Annotated in this window: 23 protein-coding genes; 11 read left to right on the top strand and 12 right to left on the bottom strand. The window is 63.6% G+C overall.

The genetic code is table 11. The annotated features are described in order from the left end of the window. Positions 1 to 2: 2 nt before the first annotated feature. Positions 3 to 539: a peptide deformylase gene (gene def, locus J2X24_RS06655; protein ID WP_209718519.1), complete on the bottom strand. Its 537-nt coding sequence runs from the start codon at positions 537 to 539 to the stop codon at positions 3 to 5. Between the two features lie 148 nt (positions 540 to 687). On the opposite strand from def, the gene J2X24_RS06650 reads away from it, so the two are divergent. Both J2X24_RS06650 and J2X24_RS06645 read left to right on the top strand, forming a co-directional pair. Next, positions 688 to 1,344 (top strand): HAD family hydrolase, encoded by a 657-nt coding sequence (locus J2X24_RS06650; protein WP_209718517.1) that lies wholly within the window; start codon positions 688 to 690, stop codon positions 1,342 to 1,344. Positions 1,345 to 1,346: 2 nt separating this feature from the next. After that, entirely contained in the window at positions 1,347 to 2,021 is a 675-nt protein-coding gene (locus tag J2X24_RS06645; RefSeq protein ID WP_209718515.1) for a YdcF family protein, read from the top strand. Between the two features lie 98 nt (positions 2,022 to 2,119). Here J2X24_RS06645 and J2X24_RS06640 read toward each other — a convergent pair whose 3' ends face one another. After that, positions 2,120 to 2,794 carry a DUF2306 domain-containing protein gene (locus tag J2X24_RS06640; protein WP_209718513.1) on the bottom strand — a complete coding sequence of 225 codons (675 nt, stop codon included), beginning with the start codon at positions 2,792 to 2,794 and terminating at the stop codon, positions 2,120 to 2,122. A gap of 165 nt (positions 2,795 to 2,959) precedes the next feature. Between J2X24_RS06640 and J2X24_RS06635 the strand changes: the two genes are divergently transcribed. Together J2X24_RS06635 and J2X24_RS06630 are read left to right on the top strand one after the other, a co-directional pair. Then, a complete protein-coding gene (locus J2X24_RS06635) occupies positions 2,960 to 4,570 on the top strand; it encodes an alpha-amylase family glycosyl hydrolase (RefSeq protein ID WP_245344503.1) in 1,611 nt (536 codons plus the stop codon). Position 4,571: 1 nt separating this feature from the next. After that, a complete protein-coding gene (locus tag J2X24_RS06630; RefSeq protein WP_209718511.1) occupies positions 4,572 to 5,687 on the top strand; it encodes a glycosyltransferase family 4 protein in 1,116 nt (371 codons plus the stop codon). On the opposite strand, the gene J2X24_RS06625 is transcribed toward J2X24_RS06630, so the two are convergent. Beyond that, complete coding sequence (locus J2X24_RS06625) at positions 5,684 to 6,817, bottom strand: HAAS signaling domain-containing protein (RefSeq protein ID WP_209718509.1); 1,134 nt, start codon at positions 6,815 to 6,817, stop codon at positions 5,684 to 5,686. The two genes, J2X24_RS06630 and J2X24_RS06625, sit on opposite strands and share 4 nt — an antisense overlap. 3 nt (positions 6,818 to 6,820) lie before the next feature. Next, positions 6,821 to 7,162, bottom strand: a complete 342-nt coding sequence (locus tag J2X24_RS06620) for a PadR family transcriptional regulator (RefSeq protein ID WP_209718506.1) — start codon at positions 7,160 to 7,162, stop codon at positions 6,821 to 6,823. A 152-nt stretch (positions 7,163 to 7,314) separates the two neighbouring features. On the opposite strand from J2X24_RS06620, the gene J2X24_RS06615 reads away from it, so the two are divergent. Together J2X24_RS06615 and J2X24_RS06610 are read left to right on the top strand one after the other, a co-directional pair. Continuing rightward, entirely contained in the window at positions 7,315 to 8,481 is a 1,167-nt protein-coding gene (locus J2X24_RS06615; RefSeq protein ID WP_209718503.1) for a DUF2252 family protein, read from the top strand. Positions 8,482 to 8,565: 84 nt separating this feature from the next. Continuing rightward, the gene (locus J2X24_RS06610) at positions 8,566 to 10,389 is read left to right on the top strand and encodes a vWA domain-containing protein (RefSeq protein WP_209718500.1); all 1,824 of its coding nucleotides are present in this window, start codon (positions 8,566 to 8,568) and stop codon (positions 10,387 to 10,389) included. 145 nt (positions 10,390 to 10,534) lie between these two features. Here J2X24_RS06610 and J2X24_RS06605 read toward each other — a convergent pair whose 3' ends face one another. After that, positions 10,535 to 11,428: a LysR family transcriptional regulator gene (locus J2X24_RS06605; RefSeq protein WP_209718497.1), complete on the bottom strand. Its 894-nt coding sequence runs from the start codon at positions 11,426 to 11,428 to the stop codon at positions 10,535 to 10,537. 324 nt (positions 11,429 to 11,752) lie between these two features. Between J2X24_RS06605 and J2X24_RS06600 the strand changes: the two genes are divergently transcribed. The 3 genes from J2X24_RS06600 (at position 11,753) to J2X24_RS06590 (ending at position 13,862) form a co-directional block, all read left to right on the top strand. Then, positions 11,753 to 12,367: a glutathione S-transferase family protein gene (locus tag J2X24_RS06600; protein ID WP_209718494.1), complete on the top strand. Its 615-nt coding sequence runs from the start codon at positions 11,753 to 11,755 to the stop codon at positions 12,365 to 12,367. Continuing rightward, on the top strand, positions 12,364 to 13,290 hold the full coding sequence (locus tag J2X24_RS06595; protein ID WP_209718492.1) for a pyridoxamine 5'-phosphate oxidase family protein: 927 nt from the start codon (positions 12,364 to 12,366) through the stop codon (positions 13,288 to 13,290). The genes J2X24_RS06600 and J2X24_RS06595 overlap by 4 nt, the downstream gene beginning before the upstream one ends. A 122-nt stretch (positions 13,291 to 13,412) precedes the next feature. Beyond that, positions 13,413 to 13,862 carry a nuclear transport factor 2 family protein gene (locus J2X24_RS06590; RefSeq protein WP_245344502.1) on the top strand — a complete coding sequence of 150 codons (450 nt, stop codon included), beginning with the start codon at positions 13,413 to 13,415 and terminating at the stop codon, positions 13,860 to 13,862. Positions 13,863 to 13,906: 44 nt separating this feature from the next. On the opposite strand, the gene J2X24_RS06585 is transcribed toward J2X24_RS06590, so the two are convergent. Continuing rightward, positions 13,907 to 14,083, bottom strand: coding sequence for a hypothetical protein (locus J2X24_RS06585; RefSeq protein ID WP_209718486.1), 177 nt, complete (start codon positions 14,081 to 14,083; stop codon positions 13,907 to 13,909). 410 nt (positions 14,084 to 14,493) lie between these two features. Between J2X24_RS06585 and J2X24_RS06580 the strand changes: the two genes are divergently transcribed. Further along, entirely contained in the window at positions 14,494 to 14,757 is a 264-nt protein-coding gene (locus tag J2X24_RS06580) for a hypothetical protein (protein WP_209718484.1), read from the top strand. Between the two features lie 219 nt (positions 14,758 to 14,976). Here the strand turns inward: J2X24_RS06580 and J2X24_RS06575 are convergent, their stop codons facing one another. From J2X24_RS06575 to J2X24_RS06550, 6 genes are all read right to left on the bottom strand, one after another. Beyond that, a complete protein-coding gene (locus tag J2X24_RS06575; RefSeq protein ID WP_209718480.1) occupies positions 14,977 to 15,330 on the bottom strand; it encodes a hypothetical protein in 354 nt (117 codons plus the stop codon). Positions 15,331 to 15,419: 89 nt separating this feature from the next. Next, positions 15,420 to 15,683, bottom strand: coding sequence for a hypothetical protein (locus J2X24_RS06570; protein ID WP_209718478.1), 264 nt, complete (start codon positions 15,681 to 15,683; stop codon positions 15,420 to 15,422). A 107-nt stretch (positions 15,684 to 15,790) separates the two neighbouring features. Then, complete coding sequence (locus J2X24_RS06565) at positions 15,791 to 16,252, bottom strand: hypothetical protein (RefSeq protein WP_209718475.1); 462 nt, start codon at positions 16,250 to 16,252, stop codon at positions 15,791 to 15,793. A gap of 65 nt (positions 16,253 to 16,317) precedes the next feature. Beyond that, positions 16,318 to 17,358, bottom strand: a complete 1,041-nt coding sequence (locus J2X24_RS06560) for a methyl-accepting chemotaxis protein (protein WP_209718472.1) — start codon at positions 17,356 to 17,358, stop codon at positions 16,318 to 16,320. Between the two features lie 368 nt (positions 17,359 to 17,726). Further along, positions 17,727 to 17,972, bottom strand: coding sequence for a hypothetical protein (locus J2X24_RS06555; protein WP_209718470.1), 246 nt, complete (start codon positions 17,970 to 17,972; stop codon positions 17,727 to 17,729). Further along, positions 17,969 to 18,250 (bottom strand): hypothetical protein, encoded by a 282-nt coding sequence (locus J2X24_RS06550; RefSeq protein ID WP_209718467.1) that lies wholly within the window; start codon positions 18,248 to 18,250, stop codon positions 17,969 to 17,971. Before J2X24_RS06550 ends, J2X24_RS06555 begins: the two co-directional genes overlap by 4 nt. A 495-nt stretch (positions 18,251 to 18,745) precedes the next feature. On the opposite strand from J2X24_RS06550, the gene J2X24_RS22715 reads away from it, so the two are divergent. Beyond that, on the top strand, positions 18,746 to 22,312 hold the full coding sequence (locus tag J2X24_RS22715; protein WP_209718464.1) for a calcium-binding protein: 3,567 nt from the start codon (positions 18,746 to 18,748) through the stop codon (positions 22,310 to 22,312). Positions 22,313 to 22,342: the final 30 nt, after the last annotated feature.

Raw genomic sequence — 22,342 nt, 5'->3', positions numbered from 1 at the left:
GTCTATTCCTCCAGTCCCGCCAAAGGGCTATCGGGGAAGAGCGCCTCGATAAAGCCGAACTGCGTCATGTCCTTGATGCGCATCGGATAGAGCTTGCCGTCGAGATGGTCGAACTCGTGCTGGAAGACGCGGGCGTGGAAGCCCTCGGCCTCGCGCGTAATCGTCGTGCCGTCCTCAAGCGTCCCACCATAACGGATGCGCGTGGCGCGCGGCACCATTCCACGCATGCCCGGCACCGACAAACAGCCTTCCCAGCCATCCTCGGTCTCTTCGGTCAGGATTCCCAGCCACGGATTGATCAGGGTCGTTACCGGCACCGGTTCGGCGTCTGGATAGCGCGGATTGGCGTCGAAGCCGAAGATCATCAGGCGCAGGTCGACGCCGATCTGCGGCGCCGCCAGTCCCACGCCATTGGCGGCGTACATGGTCTCATACATGTCGTTGATTATGGCCTTGAGGTCCGGCGCGGCGATGTCCTCGACCGGCCGGGCCACGCGCAGCAGGCGCGGATCGCCCATCTTAAGAATGTCTCTGATCATGACCCATGCTTGCCGCTTCGGGGCGCGAAGGTCAATGCTTCGCCGGGAAATGCCTGGGGCCTGAAACGAACCGTTGCCTTTGTTGACGGGCAGGGCGCCCGCGGAACCGCTATGGGCAGGTCGTCGTTGCATTTAAGGGGCAGGGAATATGGACAGTGCCGGCACCGCGCCGTTTGCGGGCGTCATCCTCGATCTCGACGGCCTGCTGCTCGATACCGAGCGCTGGGCGGTGGCGCGCGGGCCGGACCTGTTCGGGGCGCACGGCCTCGGCTTTTCAACCGCCTTCTTTCATAGCCTGATCGGCCTGACCGACGTCGAAGGCGCCCGCCGCATGAGCGAGGCCGCCGGCCGCCCGGTCTCACCCGACTTCGTCGACCGGGTGTGGAAGGACGCGATGATGCAGGCCGGGCATCCGATCCCGTTGCGCCCCGGCGTCGACGCTTTTCTCGACGCGTTGGATGCGAAGGGGCTGCCGCGCGCCATCGCCACCAACAGCCTGACCGAGCGCGCCGAATGGAAGCTTGGCAGCGTTGGCCTGTTGGGCCGCGTCGGGCCCGTTGTCGGCCGCGACCAGGTCCGGCAGGGCAAGCCCGCGCCCGATCTCTATGTCGAAGCCGCCCGCCGCCTGGGCCTTGAACCCCGGCAATGCGCGGCGCTCGACGACAGCGACCCGGGCGTGCGCGCCGCCGTCGCCGCCGGTATCCGTACCGTCGTCCAGGTGCCGGACATGGCGCCCAGCGTTGAGTTCCTGGCGCACCACCAGGCGGTGTCGCTGGAGGCGGCGCGCCACGCCCTGGGGTTCTGACGATGAACGCGCCGATGACGCCTGAGGTGCTTTGCGACGCGGAAATCCTGTGGGACTTCATGCAGTGCCGAGAGCCCGAGGCACCGGCCGACGTCATCCTGTGCCTGGGCAGCAATGACCGACACGTGCCGGTCCATGGCGCCCGGCTGTGGCGCAAGGAGCTGGCGCCGCTTTTGGTCATGACCGGCGGCATCGCGCATCTGCATGACCTGGCAGGAACGGGCTGGGACCGGAGCGAGGCCCGCGTATTCGCCGACGCCGCGAAGGGCTGCGGCGTACCGGACAGCGCCTTGATACTGGAAGAGTGGGCGACCAATACCGGTGAGAACTTCCGCCTGTCGCGCCCGCTCATCGAGGCTGCGCTGGGCCGCCGGCTTGAAAGCGTCATTATCGTCTCTCGGCCGCATATGATGCGGCGCGGACGGGCGACGGCGGAAATCGAATGGCCGGACGTCCAGCGCAATTCACAGGCGGAGGCGGTGGCGCTTGCCGACTATCTCGGCCGCTGGGCGCCCGAACGCATGCTGAATCTGGTCGTCGGAGACTTTCAGCGTATTCTCGAGTATCCGGCGCGTGGTTTTCAAACGCCGCAACATGTTCCTGATGCGGTGCTGGCGGCGTTCCGGCGACTGGTCGCGGCCGGCTTCGACAGACACCTGGTCGCTCCAGCCTGCTAGATCGGTATGATTTTAAGTGGAAACATCATACCGATCTAAGTTTTTGTTTTGTCGCGATATTTAAGGCGAAAACCGCTTACACTTTTCGCCATATCGCTCTAGGCCCGACGGCGTGAGGGCCAGAAAGTCCGCGCCAGCCAGAACACCATGACGAGCAGAATGACCGGCTCGGGTATGGACAGAATACCCGATGCGCGCACGGCGTCGGGGAAGGCCTTGGCGCCCGGACCGGTGAACAGCGAGCCGGCGGCGAGGACCAGGGCGACGCACATCCGCCACAGGTGCCGCGCGATGCGAGACCTGGCGCTTAAGGTTTGGCGAATCAGGATGTGGAGGTCGCCAATGACGCCGGCCAGGGCCAGTCCCGCCATGAAGAGGTAGGCGTCGGAGTGGTAGGTAAACAGCATGCCGTCGTCGGCGGACCGGGCCGTGACGCCGGCGGCAATAAGACCCGCCATGTTAAGGAGATTGACGATGGCAAGCAGGATAACGGGCGGTCCGCGATAACTTGACGGTGCGCGGCGGCGTGCGCTGACCCAACTGCTGAGCACCAGATAGCAGGCCAGCACGCCGGCATGAAAGGCGATCAGGTGCTTGTGATAGGTGAGCAGTCCCATGACGGCCCCAACGCCCGCCGATATCAGCATGGTTATGACGAAGGTGCGGCCGGCGCCGATATGCCATGGACGGCCCTTGGGGGCGGTGAGGGCTATGGCGCCGGCCAGGACGGCTATGCCGCCGGTGACGACATGGATGAGGACGTGCGGGGGCATGGAGCTCCTGAATGTGAGGCGGACGCAAATTGCGGGACCGCCGGGGAGTCATGCGCTGTGCCTCACGCTGAAGTCGTCCTGCCGTGCAGGCGAGGACGTTTCAGGCGGTCGATGTCGTGGCAAAGCGATTGTTTTTTTATGGCCGGATACCGTTGGTAGACCGCCATGAACGCACATACATCCGTACCGCACGCCACGCGGCCCTGGTGGGAAAGCGGGGTGGTCTATCAGATCTATCCCCGGTCGTTTCAGGACGGCAACGGCGATGGCGTCGGCGATCTCGAAGGCATCCGGCAAAGACTGGATCATGTCGCTGATCTGGGCGTGGATGCCATCTGGCTGTCACCCATCTTCCCGTCGCCCATGGCCGATTTCGGCTACGACGTCGCCGACTACTGCGGCGTAGCTGACATCTTCGGTGATCTCGATCAATTCGATGCCCTGCTGGAGGCGGTGCATGAGCGCGGCCTGAAGCTGCTGCTCGACTTCGTGCCGAACCATAGCTCCACCGAGCACCCGTGGTTCATTGAGAGCCGCTCATCGCGCGACAATCCAAAGCGCGACTGGTACATCTGGCGCGATCCGGCGCCGGACGGCGGCCTGCCGAACAACTGGACCAGCGATATGGGCGGTCCGGCCTGGGCGTTCGATGCGCATACGGGCCAGTATTATCTGCACACCTTCCTGACCGAACAGGCCGACCTCAACTGGCGCAACCCTGAGGTCCGCAAGGCGATGACCGACGTGCTGCGCTTCTGGTTCGACCGCGGTGTCGATGGCTTCCGCATCGATGTGATGTGGCACTGCATCAAGGCTGACGGCCTGCCGGACAACCCCGTCAATCCCGATTTCCGCCCGGAAATGGGCGAGAAGTTCATGGTCCTTCAACACCATTCCGCCAACCAGCCTGAAGTCCATCAGGTCGCCCACAGCTTCCGCCAGATCGCCGATGAATACGGCCAACGGCTGCTGGTCGGAGAAATATGCCTGCCCGTCGAACAGCTGGTACGCTATTACGGCGATCCGGATACGCCCGGCGTCCACCTGCCGTTCAACTTCCAGCTTCTCGACGCGCCGTGGAATGCCCAGGCGCTGGCGCGGATTATCACCGACTACGAAGCCGCGCTGCCGCCGGGCGGCTGGCCCAACTGGGTGATCGGCAGCCACGATGCGCCGCGCATCGCCGGCCGGCTGGGGGAGGCGCAGGCGCGGGTGGCCGCTATGCTGGTCCTGACCTTGCGCGGCACGCCGACCCTTTATCAGGGCGATGAGCTGGGCATCGGCCGCGTGACCATCCCGCCCGACCGCATCCGCGATACCCAGGACCTGCGCCAGCCGGGGCTTGGCCTTGGCCGCGATGGCTCGCGCACCCCCATGCCGTGGGATGACAGCCTCAATGCGGGCTTCAGCGCCACGGAGCCATGGTTGCCGCTCAATGACGACTGGCAGGCGCGCAATGTGGCGGCGCAAGGTGCCGACCCGTCGTCCATGCTGAACTTCTACCGCTGCCTGCTGCGCCTGCGCCGGGACTGCAAGGCGTTGAACTGTGGAGACTTCGCGCTTCTGCCGGGCGATCACGACGTCCTGACCTATGAACGCCGCGAAGATGGCCAACGCCTGCTGATCGCGCTCAACCTGACGGACCAGCCACGCAAGCTGATCATCCCGGCGGACGCCACCGTGGCCGAACGGCTGCTGTCGACCCTGACGTCCATTGGCGGCGAGGGTGTTCTCGCCCCTAACGAAGGCGTGGTCCTGCGCCTGGAGAGTAAGTGATATGCGCATTGCCATGATTGCCCCGATCGCCTGGCGCACCCCGCCGCGCCACTACGGTCCCTGGGAACTGGTCACCAGCCTGCTGACGGAGGCGCTGGTGGCGCGCGGTATCGACGTGACCCTGTTTGCGACGCAGGACAGCCTGACCTCTGCGCGGCTCGACGGCGTGGTGCCGGCGCCCTACAGCGAAGACCCGTCAATCGACGCCAAGGTATGGGAATTCCGCCACCTCAGCCACGTTTTCGGCCAGGCAGACCGCTTCGACATCATCCATAACCAGGCGGATTTCCCGGCGCATGCCTTTTCAGGCCTGGTCGATACGCCCATGGTGACAACGATCCACGGCTTTTCGTCCGAACGCATCCTGCCGATGTACAAGCCGTTCGAAGACCGCATTCACTATGTGGCGATCAGCGACGCCGACCGGCATCCCGATCTCAAATATGCCGCCACCATTCACCACGGCATCGTCCCGCACGACTTTCCGTTTGACGAGACCGGCAGCCAGGACCTGCTTTATTTCGGGCGCATTCATCCGGACAAGGGCACGGCGGAAGCCATCCGGGTCGCCTCTGCGACCGGCCGCCGGCTGCACATCTACGGCATCGTTCAGGACCAGGGCTATTTCGAGCGCGAGGTTCAGCCGTATATCGACAAGGATCGGGTGATCTATCACGGCGCCGTCGGCGGTCCGGCGCGACAGAGGGCCTTGGGGCAGGCTTATGCGCTGCTGCACCTGATCAATTTCGACGAGCCATTCGGGCTTTCGGTCATCGAAGCCATGGCCTGCGGCACGCCGGTCATCGCCGTGCGGCGCGGCTCAATGCCCGAAATCGTCGACCATGGCCGCACCGGCTTCCTGGTCAGGGACGCCGATGAAGCCGTTGTCGCGGTCGGCCGGATCGGGACGATCAGCCGTCTTGAGACATCGCGGACGGTGATGCGCCGCTTCTCCGTCGACCGGATGGCTCATGACTATATCGACCTGTACCGGCGGATCCTCACAAAAAAGGCTCCGGCGGAAACCGGAGCCCTGATTCATGCCTCGCCGGTGATCGGCAACACATCCTCAGCCTATGATTGGCGTGGCGCCCATCCCGTCCAGGCCCCGGTTTAGCGCTGTACCTTGTCATGGCGCTGGCCGGTCACGACGGTCGTCACGCCCGACAGGATGCGGAACAGGCCTTCGATGACGTTGATCATCGCGGCAAAGGTAAAGATCGCCGGCAGGTGGATGGGCAGGCCGATTACGTCGCGCACCCGGTCGGCGAATTCACCTGCCGATGAGATGCTGACGATCGGCGCCAGGGGTGACAGGTACCAGATCCAGGCGGCGATGGCGATCGTGGCCACGCCAGTGGCGATGGCGATCACCCCGTGCAGCCGGAACGCGCCGGGCATGGCCAGGGTCAGGCCGGCAAGGGCGATGGCGGCGGCCAGGTAGACAATGACTGGCGCGAACAGCATATCCTTCAGCGCCACCCAATCGATATCTGCAAGACCGCCGAAATAGAGGACGGGCACGGACGCCGGATCGATGGCGGTAAAGCCAAAGCGAATGATGCCGGTCCACCATAGCAGGGCAAATACCGAGCCGACGATGACGCCTATGGCTTCACTGGCGGCGGAACGACGTAAGCGCCATTCGCGATCGCGCGGCGGCGCCTCCTTGACGTAGGCCGTGGACGGGGAGGTGGCGGGATAACCGCCGGATTTGAACCAGTCGCTCATGTCATTCCAATCCCATGCTGTGAAATCGATAAAGGTGAGGTCGCGGACGCGCCAGTTGGTCAGGTAGTCGATCTTGACGGTCTTGCGTTCGACCAGCCATGCCGCCACCGTCGCAAACCCGATCAGGGTCATGATGCCGGTGACGCCTGTGCCGATAGCCGCGCCGAACGCCTGGGCGACATCGCCGCCGCCGATGATGCGACCGGCGAAGACCAGCACGCAGATCGCCAGCTGGATCAGGATGGCCAGCCGGACGGCGTAGCTCCAGAACGGGTAAAGGGCCGGGCCGACCGCATATTGCGGCTCGTCGCGGTAACGCGCCGCGACGACGATGGGGTGGCCGACGTCGCGCAGCACCTGCTCGGTTTCATCCGGGGTGAGGGCGCGGCCCAGCGTCTCTTCGCGGGCCTCGATGCGCGTCAGGATCTCGTCGCGCAGTTCGGTGACGATGTCCTCGCGCTTGGCGGCGGGCAAAAGGCGCGACACGGCGCGCAGATAGTCTTCGATCAGGTCCATGTGTCAGCTCCCCTTTTCCATAATGCGTTCCAGCGACGCGTTGATCATCCGCCATTCCTGGACAAGGCGCCGCAGCATGTCCTCGCCCGTGGCCGACAGAACGTAGAAGCGCTTCTTGCGCTTGTCTTCCTCGCGCCACTCACTCAGCAGCAGGCCCTTGGACTCCAGACGGCGCAGCAGGGGATAGAGGGTGCTTTCCTCCATCTCCAGCCCGTCGTCGGCCAGGGCCTGGCGCAGGGTGTAGCCGTAACGTTCAACCCTGAGACGGGCCAGCACGGCCAAGCCCAGCGACCCGCGCCGCAGTTCCTGCCTCAGGCTTTCAAAAAGATCGTCTTCGTCGCTCATATGCCTCGTCTCATACACTGTATGATACATACTGTGTGATATACAGTGTATGAGAGGAGGTATCCGGAGTCAAGAGGCGAAAAAAAACGCCTATTGCTTCTTTGCCGCCCGTCAGGGAAACCCGGCGCTTGAATGAAGAGGGTTCAATACCGATGAATTCGGATCGCCGGCAAAAACTCGACACCCTGCGCCATATCAAGATGGCCCGGTCCGCCCACGGCTTCGTGCGCGGCAGCACGCGGCTGTTCTACGACTGGATCGCTGACCGTCCGGCGGGTGCGATTCCGGAAGGCCCGGCCATCTGGATCTGCGGCGACTGTCACTCCGGCAATCTCGGGCCGCTGGCCAATGCCCGAGGGGATGTCGACATCCAGATCTGCGACCTCGACGAGGCGGTTATCGGCAACCCCGCCTTCGACCTCCTTCGCCTCAGTCTTTCGCTGGCCAGCGCGGCGCGCAGCACGGACTTTCCCGGCGCCGTCACCGCCCGCATCATCGAGCGCGTAATCGACGGCTACGAGATCGCGCTCGAACACGACCGGCCCACCGAAATGACGCCGCCGGACGCGGTCAGACAGGCTTTGAAAAGCGCCATCGGCCAGAAATGGGAACATCTGGCCGAGGAGCGCCTGGACGACAACCACAACGAACTGCCGCGCGGCAAGAAGTTCTGGGACATATCGGCCAGGGAAACATCCGGCCTGCGCCGGCTGTTGCGCGCCCCGGAGGTCGAGGCCATCGTCACCAGCCTGCGGCCGCGCGATGACGCCAAGATCGACATTGTCGACCTGGCCTTCTGGGTCAAGGGCACCAATTCGCTCGGCAAGGCACGCTACGCCGCGCTGCTGAGCATTGGGGAGGACGATCCCTCCCTGTGCCTGCTGGACATCAAGGAAGCGGGGGTGCCCGATACGATCACTGCGACTGTGGCGGCCATGCCGGCCGATCATGGCCGGCGTGTGGTCGAAGGCGCGCGCCATCTGTCGCCGTACCTGGGTGAGCGCATGGTCGCGGGCGACCTGAACGGCTGTCCGGTCTTTATCCGCGAACTGCGGCCGCAGGACCTCAAGCTCGATATGGCGCATACCAAGGCCGCGGACGCGCTGCACGCCGCCTATTATCTCGGTCACGTCGTCGGCCGCGCCCACGCCCGCCAGATGCACGGCGACGACCGCGGACACTGGCTGAAGGCGTTGGGCAAGGCGCGCCCGGCCGACCTCGATGCGCCGTCGTGGCTCTGGCAGTCGACCGTCGCGCTGCTGGGGGTGCACGAGGTGGCCTATCTCGAACACTGCCGCCGGTTCGCGCTGGACGAGTGAGCGCTCCCCGCCATATTTTCTTCACAATGCGGGACCAGGTTCGCATAACGGGCGCATCCCGACGCCCGCGAACTGGGGGTTTTCATGCGCAGTCTGTTGTTCGCCGGCGTCGCCGCGACCGTTTTCGTTACATCCCTGCCTGCTGGCTATGTTTACGCCGCCGTGCCGGAAGAGGCCTCTCCGGTCCTGTGCACCACCTCCGCGCCAGGATATAGCCCTGGCGGCAATACGGTCGTCGTCACGGGCGTTCGCGCCGCCCAGCAAAGCGCCGTCGCGAACCCGGCCGCCCAGAACGCTCCCCCGCCGCCGCCGCCCCCACCTCCACCGCCGGTCCCTGTGTCGCCGGTGCCCAAGGAAGCCAGGCAGGAATACCGGGAACCGCCCCGCCAGATGAACGGTGTCGTCGCCAGCGATTTCGGCGCGTTCCCGGACAAGTCGACGGCCGAGTCGCTGTCGCGCGTTCCCGGCGTCTCCGTGAACCGCTTCGCGCCGCCGCCGGCTGATCCCGACCGCGAACGCTATGACGGCGAGCCCGTCGCGGGCGTCATGCGCGTGGCTGAGGCGCCCGTATCGACCTTTGCCGTCGATGTGGATACCGCGGCCTACGCCAATGTCCGCCGCATGCTGAAGGACGGCAGGAAACCGCCCGAAGCCGCCGTGCGCACCGAGGAACTGGTCAACTACTTCCGCTACGATTATCCGTTGCCACAGGACAAGACGAAGCCGTTTTCGATTACCACCGATGTGTCCGCGACGCCGTGGAACGCCCGGTCGCGCCTCCTGCGCATCGGCCTGCGCGCCTACGACGTGCCGAACGCAAGCCGTCCGGCGGCGAATCTCGTCTTTCTGGTCGACGTGTCGGGCTCGATGAATTCCCCGGACAAGCTGCCCCTGGTCAAGCAGGCGCTGGGCATGGTGGCCGACAATCTGCGGCCGGATGACCGCCTCTCGATCGTCGTCTATGCCGGCAGGGCGGGCCTGGTGCTCAAGCCGACCTCGGACGGCAAATACGTCAGACAGGCGATGGAATGCCTGACGGCGGGCGGTTCGACGGCAGGGGGCCAAGGCATCGCCCTGGCCTATGCGACCGCGAAGGCCAGCTTCATCAGGAATGGCATCAACCGCGTCATCCTGGCGACCGATGGCGACTTCAATGTCGGCACGACGCGCGACGAGGCCCTGGTCGAACTGGTGAAAAAGGAGATGGAAGGCGGCGTCACCCTGACGGCCCTGGGCTTCGGCACCGGCAACTACAACGACTCCATGATGGAAAAGATCGCCGACAGCGGCAATGGCAACTACGCCTATATCGACAGCGCGCTCGAGGCCCGCAAGGTGCTCGACGAAGAGCTGCAGTCGACGCTCAATACGGTCGCGAAGGACGTCAAGATCCAGGTCGAGTTTAATCCGGCCCAGGTGTCGCAGTACCGGCTGATCGGCTATGAGAACCGGGCGCTGGCGGAAGAGGACTTCAACAACGACAAGGTCGATGCCGGCGATATCGGCGCGGGCCACCAGGTGACGGCGCTGTATGAGATCATCCCCGCCGGCGCCGAGGGCTGGATGCCCGAGCGCCGCTTTGCCGGCAACACCGCGCAGGCCAAGGACCCGCACGGCGACGAGATGGTCTATCTCAAGCTGCGCTATAAGCTGCCGGACCAGGACCAGTCGCGGCTGATCGAACAGTCGCTGCCGGCCTCCCTGCTGGCGAACGCGGGGGCGCCGAAGGGTGACATGGCGTTCGCGGCCTCGGTGGCGGCCTATGGCCAGCTGCTGCGCGGCGATACAAACATGGGGAGTTTCACGCTGAAGGACGCGCGGGCCCTGGCTGGCGCGCAGAGCGGCTATGTCCGTTCGGAGTTCGTTGAGCTGACGAAACTGGCCGAAAGCGCGAACGTGCCGCGGTAGCGAAGATGGGGAGGGGGACCGCCAGCGGCGCGAAGCGACGGCGCAGCTGTGGAGGGGTACAGCGCAGGTGCTAATCCCACCACATCTCGTCGATACGAACAGCGCCTTGTGCCGTCCCCTCCCACGAGTGGGGTGGTATGAAGGACTACCCCCTGATCGCCGGATTGCGGCGCAACTGTTCCACGGCGAAATCGACAAAGGCCCGGACCTTGGCGGCGGCGCGGCGGCCTTCGGTGTGGATGACGTGGACGGGCAGGGGCGGTTCCTGGAAGCCGGGAAGGATGATCCGCAACCGCCCGGCGGCGACGTCCGGCGCCACCTGGTAGGACAGCCGCCGTGTAATGCCAAAGCCATCGACCGCCGCCAGCACCGTCGCCCGCGTCGTATTGCAGGTCAGCGCAGGTTTGAGACTGACGGCGTGGGTGCCGCCGAACCTCCATTCGACCGGCATGGAACTGCCGGTCGAAACCAGCAGGCGGTGGCGGATGAGGTCCTCGGGCGTCAGCGGTTCGCCGTGCGCTTCAAGATAGGACGGCGCCGCGCAGATCACGCGCGTGACCTCGCCGACGCGGATGGCAGACTGGCTGGAATCCGGCAGCTCGCCGATGCGGATGGCCACGTCCAGCCCTTCGTCGACGAGGTTGGTCACCCGGTCGACAAAGACCGTCCGCGCCGTGACGCGTGGATGCTGGTCCAGAAACGCCGTCACCACCGGCAGGACGTACATTTCGCCGAACAGCACCGGCGCGGTGACGCTGAGTTCGCCCTGGGGCAGGCTGTAGGACCCGGCCGCCGCCGCTTCGGCCTCGGCCAGTTCGGCCAGGATGCGCTTGCAGTCATCGTAATAGCGCCGCCCGGCCTCGGTCAGCACTACCGACCGCGTCGTGCGCGTGAACAGCCGCGTGCCGACGACGCTTTCGAGCGCCGCCACCGCGCGGGTCGCCGCCGGCGCGCTGAGGTGCAGGGCATTGGCCGCGCGCGAGAAGCTGCCCGTTTCGGCGACGGTGGTGAATACCTGCATAGCGTGGAGCCGGTCCATAGGCGCGTCATAGCATTATTGCAAAATGCGCAATAGTCCTTTGCGTGTGTCGCCCGTTCTCATTGCGGCCATGTCCGCGTTATTTTGCTGAGATAGCAGGCCCCGCCCACCGCCTTCGGCGGTCCCCCCTCCCCATGAATGGGGAGGGCGAAGAACTGAGCATTACCGTCATGAACCTAATTTTGGTTGGAATTGGTGAATGATCGACTGCCTTTCGCCCTCCCCATTTATGGGGAGGGGGGACCATCTGCGGAGCAGATGGTGGGCGGGGCCTCTTGTTTCACGTCGCGCAAGACCGCGGACACATAAACACGGAGACCGACCATGAAGCTTTATGACTTTGCCCTGTCGGGCCATTGCCACCGGGTGAGATTATTTCTCTCCCTGATCGGTATCCAGGCCGAGACGGTCGCAGTGGACCTTAAAGGCGGTGCGCATAAGGCGCCGGATTTCATCGCCATGAACCGCTTCGGCCAGGTGCCGGTGCTGGAAGACGACGGCTTGGTCGTCCAGGACTCCAACGCCATCCTGGTCTATCTGGCGACAAAATATTCCCGCCACGACTGGCTGCCGCAAGGCGCCGCCGAGACCGCGCGCGTCCAGCGCTGGCTGTCGGTCGCCGCCGGCCAGATCGCCAGCGGACCGGCCGCCGCGCGCATGATCACCGTCTTTGGCGCGGCCTTCGACCCGGAAACCACGATTTCGCGCGCCCACGCCATCCTCACTATCATCGACAACGAGTTGAACGGTCACGACTGGATCGCGGCGACGACCCCGACCATCGCCGACGTCGCGCTGTATTCCTACATCGCCGCGGCGCCCGAAGGGAATGTCGATCTGGCGCCCTATGGCCACATCCGCGCATGGCTGAAGCGCGTCGAAGCGCTGCCGGGCTTTCTGGCCTTTCCGAAGACCGCCGCAGGGCTTGTTGCCGCATGAACTCGCCCTTCCATGACGGCGAGGTGCGCCTTCAGGACGCCGCCGGCGTCATGGAAAAGACGCGCGCCTTCAACGCCGTCGTCATCCGCGACCATATGCCGGAGCAGCACCGCGACTTCTATCCGCTCTTGCCCTTCATCGTCATTGGCGCGGTCGATGACGATGGCCGGCCGTGGGCCACTCTACGTGCCGGTCAGCCGGGATTTATGTGGTCGCCCGACCCGCGTGCTTTAAGCGTACGCCTGCCGCCCGACGCCGACGATCCGGCGGACGAGGGCCTGACGGAGGGGCGGGCGATCGGACTCCTCGGCATCGAATTGCATACCCGGCGGCGCAACCGGCTGAACGGCACGGTGCACCGGACGCCGTCGGGCTTCGTGGTCGCGGTGGAACACGCCTTCGGCAACTGTCCAAAATATATCCAGATACGCCATGCCCTGCCGCGCCCCAATGCCGTAAGGGGCGCGCCCGAAATCAGCGATGATCTGACGGTTCGCGCGCGGACGATCATCGCCGCCGCCGATACCTTCTTCGTCGCCTCGTTCGCCGACCTGGCGCACGGGCGGCAGGTCGATGTCTCGCACCGGGGCGGGCGACCGGGCTTTGTTTGCATCGGCGACGATGGCTGGCTGACCGTGCCGGATTTTTCCGGCAACCGTATGTTCAACACGCTGGGCAATTTCGCGGTGACCCCGAAGGCCGGCCTGGTCTTTTTCGACGACGCCACGGGGGACCTTTTGCAAATGACGGGCCGGGTGGAACTGGAACTGTCGGCCGATGCACACGCCTTTAACGGCGCCGAGCGTTTCTGGCGCTTCCGGCCGGAGCGCGTGGTCCTGCGCCCCGGCGCACTGGCCCTGCGTCTACAGGCCGATGCCTCCGGCATATCACCCAATAATCTCAGAACCGGAACCTGGAGCTAGAGCATGATGCGTTTAAGTCGAACCGCCATCATGCTCTAGGTTTTTGTTTTGTCGCGATATTTCGCCAAAAACCGCTGCACACTTTTTGGCATATCGCTCTAACCCGAATGTCACGACCGCCCTTGCCACCCTTCGATTTCGATACCGCCACGGAGAAGGTGCGGTTGGCCGAAGACGCCTGGAACAGCCGCGATCCGGCCCGCGTCGCCCTGGCCTATACCCCTGACAGCCAGTGGCGCAACCGCGCCGAATTCCTAACCGGCCGCGCCGAAATCGAGGCGTTTCTCACCCGCAAATGGAACCGCGAACTGGACTACCGGCTGATCAAGGCGTTGTGGGCGTTCGCGGGCGACCGCATTGCCGTACGCTTCGCCTATGAATATCACGATGACAGCGGCCAGTGGTTCCGCGCCTACGGCAATGAAAACTGGCAGTTCGATGCCGACGGCCTGATGATGCGCCGCATCGCCAGCATCAACGAACACCCGATCTCCGCGCAAGACCGCAGATTCCTGTGGCCGTCGGGACGGCGGCCGGATGATCATCCCGGGCTGGAGGATTTGGGCCTTTAGCGGTTTGGGCTTTGACGGCGTCTTCCGTCACAGGCGCGAATGCCTCAGTCGAACAGGCTCATTTCGCCTGAAAACACCTGGAAGAGCTGCGGCAACTGCCCAAGGCCGAGCCGCGTCAGCAGGCCGTCCATGGCGGCGGCGTCGTGGCCTTGAAGCCAGGATGCGATGGCAAGGACGGCGAACACAGGAGCCAGGAAGCAGATGATCGTCGCCGACACCATGATGTCGAGCGCGCGAAAGAATTGAGATTTGAGACGTCGAACCGACCGCCTGACGGCCCGGACACGCGATGGCCTGCCGGGGCGCCCCCTAGAATTGAAATTCATCCCAATACCTGAATTGTCTCGTTTTTTATTTGCTTATGCGAGCTGGGCGGCACCATGATTAAAAATTTATAAAAATGTAATATGGTTCGCCTATAAGGCGAAAACGCCTGAAAACCTGTATAAAAGCAACGGCATTGCGCCAATATGTAAATTTGCGACAAAATTCCGCGCGCGCGGTGGAAAACAAGCGGCAAAACAGTCCTTTAACGCCATGACTATGCCGGTTGCCCGGTTTCTGCGCCGCATTTTTGTGGCCTGGTCGATAGATTGGCCGCCGTCTCAAATGTCATTACCGGAGTTTCGCCATGGCAGACGTCAAGATCGAGAACAACCCTCCCGTCGTGGAACGCGAAGTCATTCGTGAACCGGTTCCCGTTGTCGACAACAGCGGCAACAATGCCGGACTTATCATCGTGGCCCTTATCCTGGTCGCGCTGCTAATCGGCGCCTTCTTCGTAACGCAGACGCGGTCGCGGCCGGCCGATACGGTCACTACCGCCGCCGAGCAGGTCGGTGATGCCGCCGGCGACGCCGCCGGCACCGTCAAGAAGACGCTGACCGTCGAGTAAGAGTAACCAGAACGCCGCCGGAAACCTCCGGCGGCGTTTCAGGCTACTGACAAACCCCCTATCTTTTTTGAGAAGGGCCAATTGCCACAATTTGATTCCGATATGTTCGCCGCTTGATTCCGAGACGTTCCGTGAATCAGGTGGCAATATACCGCATGAAAATTGTCCACAGACTTTGTCAGCAGCCTGGAACGCCGCCGGAAACCTCCGGCGGCGTTTTTAAGATGCGCCGTTGACCGCGACCTTTTCCGGATTGTCGCGCAAGGCCGCCACGAAGGCCGCGACCGGCGCGGCCTCGGTATCGGCGACATGCTTGGCCAGCGCCGCCAGCTCGTGGATCAGGGCTTCGCCGTCGGTGTCTGGCTTGAGGCAGGCATCGATCACATCGCGCAGATAGGCGTGCAGGACCGCTTCGTCGCCGGGTACGAGCGGGGAGCGGGCGCTGCCCTTGATGAAGGTGAAAAGGACGGTTTGCACGAACCCGTTGTCGCGGTCGTCAGACACGTTTCGGATGACCGACCGGATGAATTCAAAACGTAATGCGTCGTTGTCTTTAAGCGTCTTGCCCTGCATGACCCAGCTGCTTTTGCCGCCAATGGTTTGGTTCGAGACTAATCGACGCCGCATAAAAAAGATATGTGATCACTTGGGACGCAGGTACCTTACGAGCGGCGGTAGTTCTGGTCGATCTCGTGACCGTTCAGCCGTTCCTCGACGCCATCGATATAGATGTTGACCTCGACGCCATTGGCGCCTTCGCTTTGTTCAACGCGGTTGACGACCGCCGGGCCGCCGTAACGTTCCATCAGCTCAGGGTCGTTGATGCGGTGCTCGGGCACCGGGATGGCGGTGAAGTCGAAGGTGTCGGACGGATAGACTTCTTCGCCGGTATTGTTGTCGATGAGGTGATAGGCAAAGTCGGCCATATGAAGGTATCCTGCGGGATGATGGGTATCCGCGAAACATGACCGACCCGGCCATAAGAAGTCGATGCGAAATGGCCTGGATTAGGTTTGCATCACCCCGGATGCGCCTATTCGACACGGATGCGGCCGTCATCGCGGCGGACGCGTTGCAGCGGCCGCAGCCGGGCCAGAAACCCCGCACGGTCGCCTGCCGTCAGCCAGCCCATGGCTTCGTGGAAATCGGAAAAATGACAGATAACCTCATTCGGCAGGTGAGGCGCGGCGTGCGGGGTCCTTAGGTCATCCATGGCGTCGAAGCCGACGATGGCGACATAGGCTTCATAGTCGCGTCCGGCGGTCATCGCTTGCCAGCGCGCGGCGATGGCGTCGTAGTCGGCCTTGCGGAGGTGGCCGTCGAAACGGCGCAGGTCCAGCAGACGGTTATAGGTCCAAGGCATTGTGACCGTGGCGGAGGATTCGAACAGACGCTCCATGAACAGGTCTGCCGGCATGTCGCCGATCGGGCGCACGACGATAACGCGCTTTTCCGGATTGGCCATGAAGGTGAAGCGGAAGGTGGGACATAACATACGGGGACTCGCGGATGGGGAGGGACGGCTTTTCTGGGAACATGACGGTTGTCGGCGTGCGGCCCCTATCCGGACGTCTGCACGATCACGCCGTACCAGCCGAGCCCGTCATAAGTTTCGTAGCCTGGCGTGCGGTGGAAGGCGACCATTTGGCCCGAGGCATCGACATAATGGCCGGACAACTTGCCTTCGGTGCGCAGGCGGAAGTGCTCGCTCAATATGCCCCTGCCGTCCGAGGCGGCGATGATCAGCCCGGTGGCGTCGGTCAGGAGGACGCGCGTCGTATCCTTTTCGTCGTCGCCGATGCGCACGCCCTCGACGACCGACTTCGCCTGCGGTTGCCAGTCGAAATGGATGCCCAGCACGCCGATCAGTTCGCCGCGTTCATGGCCGCCCGCGCGCACGCCCGTGGCGTAGGTAGCGACCTGGGCATTGCGCAACAACGGCTCGGTGCTGATGTCGGCGACCGCGAACTCGGCGCCGCTGCGCAGGCGCATCGCCCTCTGGAACCAGATCGCGTCGTGGACGTTGCGCCCGGCGACGAAATGCCGGTCGGGACGGCCATTGGCGATGATATTGCCGTCCAGATCGCACAGCCACAGGTCGAGATACACGGTATAGCTATCGAGAATGACCCCAAGGCGCCGGGCAGCGTGGGCCTGGCGTTCGGGCGAAGGCGCCGCGGCGTGGTCCACAACGGCGGAATCCGTCGCCCACCACCGCACGTCGCAGGTTCGCTCATAAAGGTTGCGGTCGATGATCTCGACGGCGTTGAGCGCCAGGTCGGTCAGGCGCGACCCTTGCGACTGCTGGGCCATCTTCTGAGTAAGGTCTTCAAGTGTGACGATTTCATTGCCGAGGTCCTTGGCCAGGCCTTCGACTTCGGCCGAGATGTTGCGTACTTCGTCGGCGACAACGGAAAAACCAGCCCCCTTGTCGCCGGCGTGCTTGGCCTCGATCAGGGCGTTGAGGGCGAGGATACGGAGCTTGGATGTGACCTGACGGATATCGCGCACCTTTTGGCTGGTGACGGTCTTGGCCTTGGTCGTCTGGGAAAGGATATCGGAAAGCGATACGGCACTGGTAAGCGAGGAGGAGGAGGGCATCGGTGTACCTTTTGTGCACTGCAAAAAGATGACCAGATGAGAGCCGCGATGCTTAACGGAAAGTAAACCGTTTCTTTTGCGTACGATATTTGGTGTGGGAATTGGTATTGAAAGTGTGCAGTGCGGCAGGATTGACACATTCCGCCAATTGCGGAGCAAAAGGCTTATTGCACAAGATACTTTCAAAGTTTCAATTGAAATTGCATCGAGCTCGGTTTCCCCGTCAATGGGACCAATTCGGGCACAAGACTCGCTCGCCCCCTGAGCGAGTTGGCGAAAAGTGCCAAGAAGCGTCTTTGGAGTTTTCGCCTTAAATATCGCGACAGAACAAAATCTTAGATCGGTATGATGTTTCCACTCATACCGATCTAGCCAATCGCCATGGCGATGATGTCGTCGCGGCACGGTCCGCTGTGGACGTGGCTCAGGCCCGTGGCGGCGTCCCAGTCGCAGGTGAACTGGACGTCGCCCGCGGCATTGTAGGTGCAGCCGATGGCGATGCGCCGGTCCTCATAATTGACCCGGATGACGAAGACCTCGGCGCGGGCGCCGTTACGCGTCAGGTAGCTGCCCGGGTAAAGCGGGAAGGGGTGGGGCGTGTCGAAGGCCATCACGCGCACCTCCTTACGCGTGCCGTATCGAGCAGGAAGGCGTCGAGCGCGCCCTGGGCTTCGGCGGCAGTGGCAAAGCCGTGGCGGTCATGGGCGTCGGCGCCGATGCGGAAGCGGCATTGCGCGGCGCTGTCGTACAGGCTGGCGAAATATTCCTCGACGCCGATTATCTTGGTGACGCGGCCGGACACGGTCCCGCCTTCGACATTGACCCAGCTGCTTTCGTGTCCGCGCCGGATGGGAGAGGCGGTTTGATAAAAGGCGGTAGTGATGGCGTTCATCGATCATCTCCGTATTGAGATGACGATAAATGCGGATGTTTCCGCCGTCAAGCGGAAATGGCGTATATTTCCGCGTTAAGGCGGATTTATCCGCATTTGCCAATTTGGTCACGGAAAGTGCGGGGGAGGCATCAAGCGCCGACACGGACGGTCCGTGGAACATAAATATGTCGCAGACTCTGTCTTTCCTCCTGTCGGCAAGGTGATGGCTGAGGCACACAGTCTGCGTCGAACAGTTCACCGGACACACGGCGGTCATCGCCTTGGTCCTGTGCGCCTGGCGGCGGTGGGCGGACGACGCCGCGCAATGCCCGGCCATCGATATCCGCATTGTCATGTACGGCGCCTATCGCGACCTGGGCGTAGAGGCCTGACCGCCGGCGTGCAGAGGTAAACGCCTGCCGGATGAATCCGCGATGCGGCGCAATAAATTCAATGATAGGAGGGAGTCGAAGGCGGGGTTAAGGCCGCACAAGCTATTTTAGGGGGGGTATCGTGGCATATACACTTCAGGCGGGCACGGAGTTTTTAGCCAATACGGAGTTCGCGGGCAGCCAATCGTTTCCGGTTGTCACGCAACTGGAAGGCGGTGGCTTCGTCGTGACATGGCAGGTCGATGCGTGGACGTCCGGCGGCGCCGTCGCCATTGACGTCAAGGGGCAGGTGTTCGACGCCGCGGGCGCGAAGGTCGGCGGGGAATTCCTGGTGAGTACCGGCACGACCGGCGCCCAGACGCGTCCAAACGTGGCCGGCCTCAAGGACGGCGGTTTCGTTATCACCTGGCAGGACAACAGCGGTACATTGGGCGATGGCAGCGAGACCAGCATCAAGGCGCAGGTCTTTACCGCGTCGGGCGCCAAGACCGGCAGCGAATTCCTCGTCAACACTCAGACGAACGGTTCCCAACTTCTGCCGGCGGTCGCCGGTCTCGCGGACGGCGGCTTCGTCATCACCTGGCACGACACAAACGGCGTGACCGACAACCTGGACACCAGAGCGCAGAGATACGATGCCGAGGGTAACAGGGTCGGCGCGGAATTCCTGGTCAACACCACGACGGTGGGAAACCAGGGCTACGCCAAGGTGGCCGGTCTGGCCAATGGCGGTTTTGCCATCGCGTGGAACACCTATGGCGGCGACATGGATCCGACGTCGGGCAGCGTCGTCATCGGCGCCCGGGTTCAGATGTTTGATGCCGCCGGCAACAAGGCAGGCAGCGAGATCAATGTCGATGCGGGCTGGTACCTGAACATGGCCGGCCTGGCCGATGGCGGATTTGTCATCACCAGCGGACTGTCGACTGTGTTCAACGCGTCAGGCACTGTCCGTGCGCAATTCGAGGCCCGCGATGTCAGTGTCGCCGACATTGCCCCTCTTGCCGGCGGCGGTTATGCCGTGACCTGGTACACGGGCACCGGCAGGGTCAAGGCGGAGGTCTTCAACGCTTCGGGCGGTGTGGTGACCCCCGAATTCGAAATCCCCACCCAGGCCGGTGAAGGTGGGCAGTGGCCCACCGTGGCCGCGCTGGCCGATGGCAGCTTCGTCATCGTCTGGAGTGGCGTCAACAGCCTGGACGACAAGGACGGTTCCAGTATCCACGCCCGGATGTTCCATTACGGCCCGCCGATCGCGACCGAAGGCAATGACACGATGGTGGCGGGGACGGACAACGACACGGTCAACGGCTTGGGAGGCCGCGATATTATCCAGGGACTGGCGGGCGACGACACGCTTTACGGCGGCGCGGACAATGACAGCCTCGACGGCGGCGACGGTAACGACGTGCTTCACGGCGGCCCCGGCGGCGACACGCTGATCGGGGGCGAAGGCAATGACACGCTCTATGGCGATGAAGACGGCTATTCCTTAAGCGGCGGTTCCGGTGACGACTACCTGCTTAACAACGGCTACAATTCTCTCGATGGCGGGCATGGCAACGACACGATCATCGCCAGTGCGTCGGAAGCGGGAAGCGCCATCTCGGGCGGGCTCGGCAATGACGTCATCCGCTCCGACGTGGCCCCGGTCGGCATGCACCTGGGCGAAGGGCGCGACGCCCTGGTTATTAATCCCGTCTTTGCTCCTGGTGGCAATGCCATCACTGTGGAGGAATTCCAGGCGGGCGCGGGCGGCGACATGCTCGATCTGTCCGAACTGGTTGCCGTGCTGGAAAACTATCCGGGCGGCGATCCGTTCGCCTCGGGCCATCTGTACTGGGTGGCGGACGGCATGAACGCCTTCCTGTGGGCCGATATCGACGGCCTGCCGGGCGGAGGCAGGCCCGTCGTCAGGCTGAAGAACGTCAATGTCGCCGATCTGGTTCCGGCCAATTTCACCAGCCTTGTGGCGACTGCCGGCAATGACATCCTGCTCGACAAGATGGTGATCGGGGAAAGCAACCGCATCGACGGCCTGGGCGGCAATGACTGGATCCGCGGCCTGCACGGCGATGACACCCTGACCGGCGGCGCGGGTATAGACACGATCGAAGCCGGATACGGCCAGGACGAGATTTCGGAAACACATGCCTTCGAGGCCGGTGAAGTCTATGACGGCGGCCATGGCGTCGACACCCTCAGCGGCTACGGCGACCTCAGCGCGGCCACCGTGGCGGGCATCGAACAGCTCTATGTCACCGGCGGCAACCTGAAGGTCACCGCCGCGCAACTCAGCGCGTTGTCGTCCATAGGCCTCGCCGCCGGAAGCTCCCTGACGCTGGCGGGCAGCGGCGGCGCCGACCTGTCGGGTAAGTTGTCCACGGCCGCGCTGATCCAGGCCCCCGATGCCGGCAACTTCATCGCGGGGGCGGGTTTCAACGACACGATCAACGGCGGGACGGGCGAGGACCATCTGTTCGGCAAGGGCGGCAACGACGTCCTGCGCGGCGGCGGCGGCCATGACGGACTGGACGGCGGCGCGGGCAACGACACCCTGTATGGCGGCGCGGGCGACGACTTCTATACGCTCGACGCTTCGGGCGACAAGATCGTCGAACTGGCCGGTCAGGGCATCGACACGGTCTACGCCCTGATCAACTACAAGGCGGGCGACCATATCGAAAACATCTATCTGGGCGCGGGCAATATCTCGGCCTATGGCAATGCGCTCGATAACCTGTTCTTCGGCAACAGCGGCAACAATACCCTGTCCGGCGCCGAGGGCAACGACTCGCTCAAGGCCCTGGAAGGCAATGACAAGGTCGACGGCGGCGCGGGTAATGACGAACTGGAAGGCGGCGAAGGCAACGACTCGGTCCTGGGCGGCGACGGTTCGGACTATCTGGACGGCGGCAGCGGCAACGACCAGCTGAACGGCGGGGGGCGCTGGGATACGCTGGACGGCGGTCATGGCGACGACATCCTCGACGGCGGCGCCGACAACGACCAGATGTATGGCAGCGCCGGCAACGACACCTATGTCGTCGACCATGTCGGCGACCGCGTCTATGAATATTATGACGAGGGCACCGATACCGTGAAGGCGTCGATATCGTACGCCCTGACGCCCGATGTCGAGGTCCTGAACCTGACCGGCACCGCCAATATCAACGGCACCGGCAACGGCCTGAGCAACAGCCTCAACGGCAACAGCGGCAATAACGGCCTGTCGGGCGGGCTTGGCAATGACAGCCTCTATGGCTGGGACGGCAATGACAACCTGTCGGGCGGCAACGACCACGACCGGCTGTCGGGCGGGAATGGAAACGATACGCTCATCGGTGGCCACGGCAATGACGTGCTGGGCGGCGGCACAGGCGCCGACGACTTCGTCTTTTCGACCCTCTCCGTCAACGGCCACGACCACATCGTTGATTTCCAGCACGGCACTGACCGGCTGGTCTTCGTCGGTACGAACTACGGCTTTACGGCTGGCTACAGCCTGACCGCGGCGGAATTCACCGTCGGCACCGCGGCCGTGGGATGGGCGGCGCAGTTCATCTGGGACAATGTCACGCACCACCTCTATTTCGACAGCGACGGCCTGGGCGCGGGCGAAGCGATCGAACTGGCCATGATTTCGGGCGGCGCGACCGTGACGAAGGACGACATCCACTTCGTGTGACAATAGTCCTGACACTGATGAAACAAGGGC

Source organism: Asticcacaulis solisilvae (assembly GCF_017875235.1).
Taxonomy (GTDB): Bacteria; Pseudomonadota; Alphaproteobacteria; order Caulobacterales; family Caulobacteraceae; genus Asticcacaulis; species Asticcacaulis solisilvae_A.
This window is presented reverse-complemented; position numbering and strand designations above follow the sequence as displayed.

Excerpts from the sequence above, each read along its gene's own strand:
- def (WP_209718519.1), bottom strand. The coding sequence starts at position 539 with ATGATCAGAGACATTCTTAAGATGGGCGATCCGCGCCTGCTGCGCGTG.
- J2X24_RS06650 (WP_209718517.1), top strand. The coding sequence starts at position 688 with ATGGACAGTGCCGGCACCGCGCCGTTTGCGGGCGTCATCCTCGATCTC.
- J2X24_RS06645 (WP_209718515.1), top strand. The coding sequence starts at position 1,347 with ATGAACGCGCCGATGACGCCTGAGGTGCTTTGCGACGCGGAAATCCTG.
- J2X24_RS06640 (WP_209718513.1), bottom strand. The coding sequence starts at position 2,794 with ATGCCCCCGCACGTCCTCATCCATGTCGTCACCGGCGGCATAGCCGTC.
- J2X24_RS06635 (WP_245344503.1), top strand. The coding sequence starts at position 2,960 with ATGAACGCACATACATCCGTACCGCACGCCACGCGGCCCTGGTGGGAA.
- J2X24_RS06630 (WP_209718511.1), top strand. The coding sequence starts at position 4,572 with ATGCGCATTGCCATGATTGCCCCGATCGCCTGGCGCACCCCGCCGCGC.
- J2X24_RS06625 (WP_209718509.1), bottom strand. The coding sequence starts at position 6,817 with ATGGACCTGATCGAAGACTATCTGCGCGCCGTGTCGCGCCTTTTGCCC.
- J2X24_RS06620 (WP_209718506.1), bottom strand. The coding sequence starts at position 7,162 with ATGAGCGACGAAGACGATCTTTTTGAAAGCCTGAGGCAGGAACTGCGG.
- J2X24_RS06615 (WP_209718503.1), top strand. The coding sequence starts at position 7,315 with ATGAATTCGGATCGCCGGCAAAAACTCGACACCCTGCGCCATATCAAG.
- J2X24_RS06610 (WP_209718500.1), top strand. The coding sequence starts at position 8,566 with ATGCGCAGTCTGTTGTTCGCCGGCGTCGCCGCGACCGTTTTCGTTACA.
- J2X24_RS06605 (WP_209718497.1), bottom strand. The coding sequence starts at position 11,428 with ATGGACCGGCTCCACGCTATGCAGGTATTCACCACCGTCGCCGAAACG.
- J2X24_RS06600 (WP_209718494.1), top strand. The coding sequence starts at position 11,753 with ATGAAGCTTTATGACTTTGCCCTGTCGGGCCATTGCCACCGGGTGAGA.
- J2X24_RS06595 (WP_209718492.1), top strand. The coding sequence starts at position 12,364 with ATGAACTCGCCCTTCCATGACGGCGAGGTGCGCCTTCAGGACGCCGCC.
- J2X24_RS06585 (WP_209718486.1), bottom strand. The coding sequence starts at position 14,083 with ATGGTGTCGGCGACGATCATCTGCTTCCTGGCTCCTGTGTTCGCCGTC.
- J2X24_RS06580 (WP_209718484.1), top strand. The coding sequence starts at position 14,494 with ATGGCAGACGTCAAGATCGAGAACAACCCTCCCGTCGTGGAACGCGAA.
- J2X24_RS06575 (WP_209718480.1), bottom strand. The coding sequence starts at position 15,330 with ATGCAGGGCAAGACGCTTAAAGACAACGACGCATTACGTTTTGAATTC.
- J2X24_RS06570 (WP_209718478.1), bottom strand. The coding sequence starts at position 15,683 with ATGGCCGACTTTGCCTATCACCTCATCGACAACAATACCGGCGAAGAA.
- J2X24_RS06565 (WP_209718475.1), bottom strand. The coding sequence starts at position 16,252 with ATGTTATGTCCCACCTTCCGCTTCACCTTCATGGCCAATCCGGAAAAG.
- J2X24_RS06560 (WP_209718472.1), bottom strand. The coding sequence starts at position 17,358 with ATGCCCTCCTCCTCCTCGCTTACCAGTGCCGTATCGCTTTCCGATATC.
- J2X24_RS06550 (WP_209718467.1), bottom strand. The coding sequence starts at position 18,250 with ATGAACGCCATCACTACCGCCTTTTATCAAACCGCCTCTCCCATCCGG.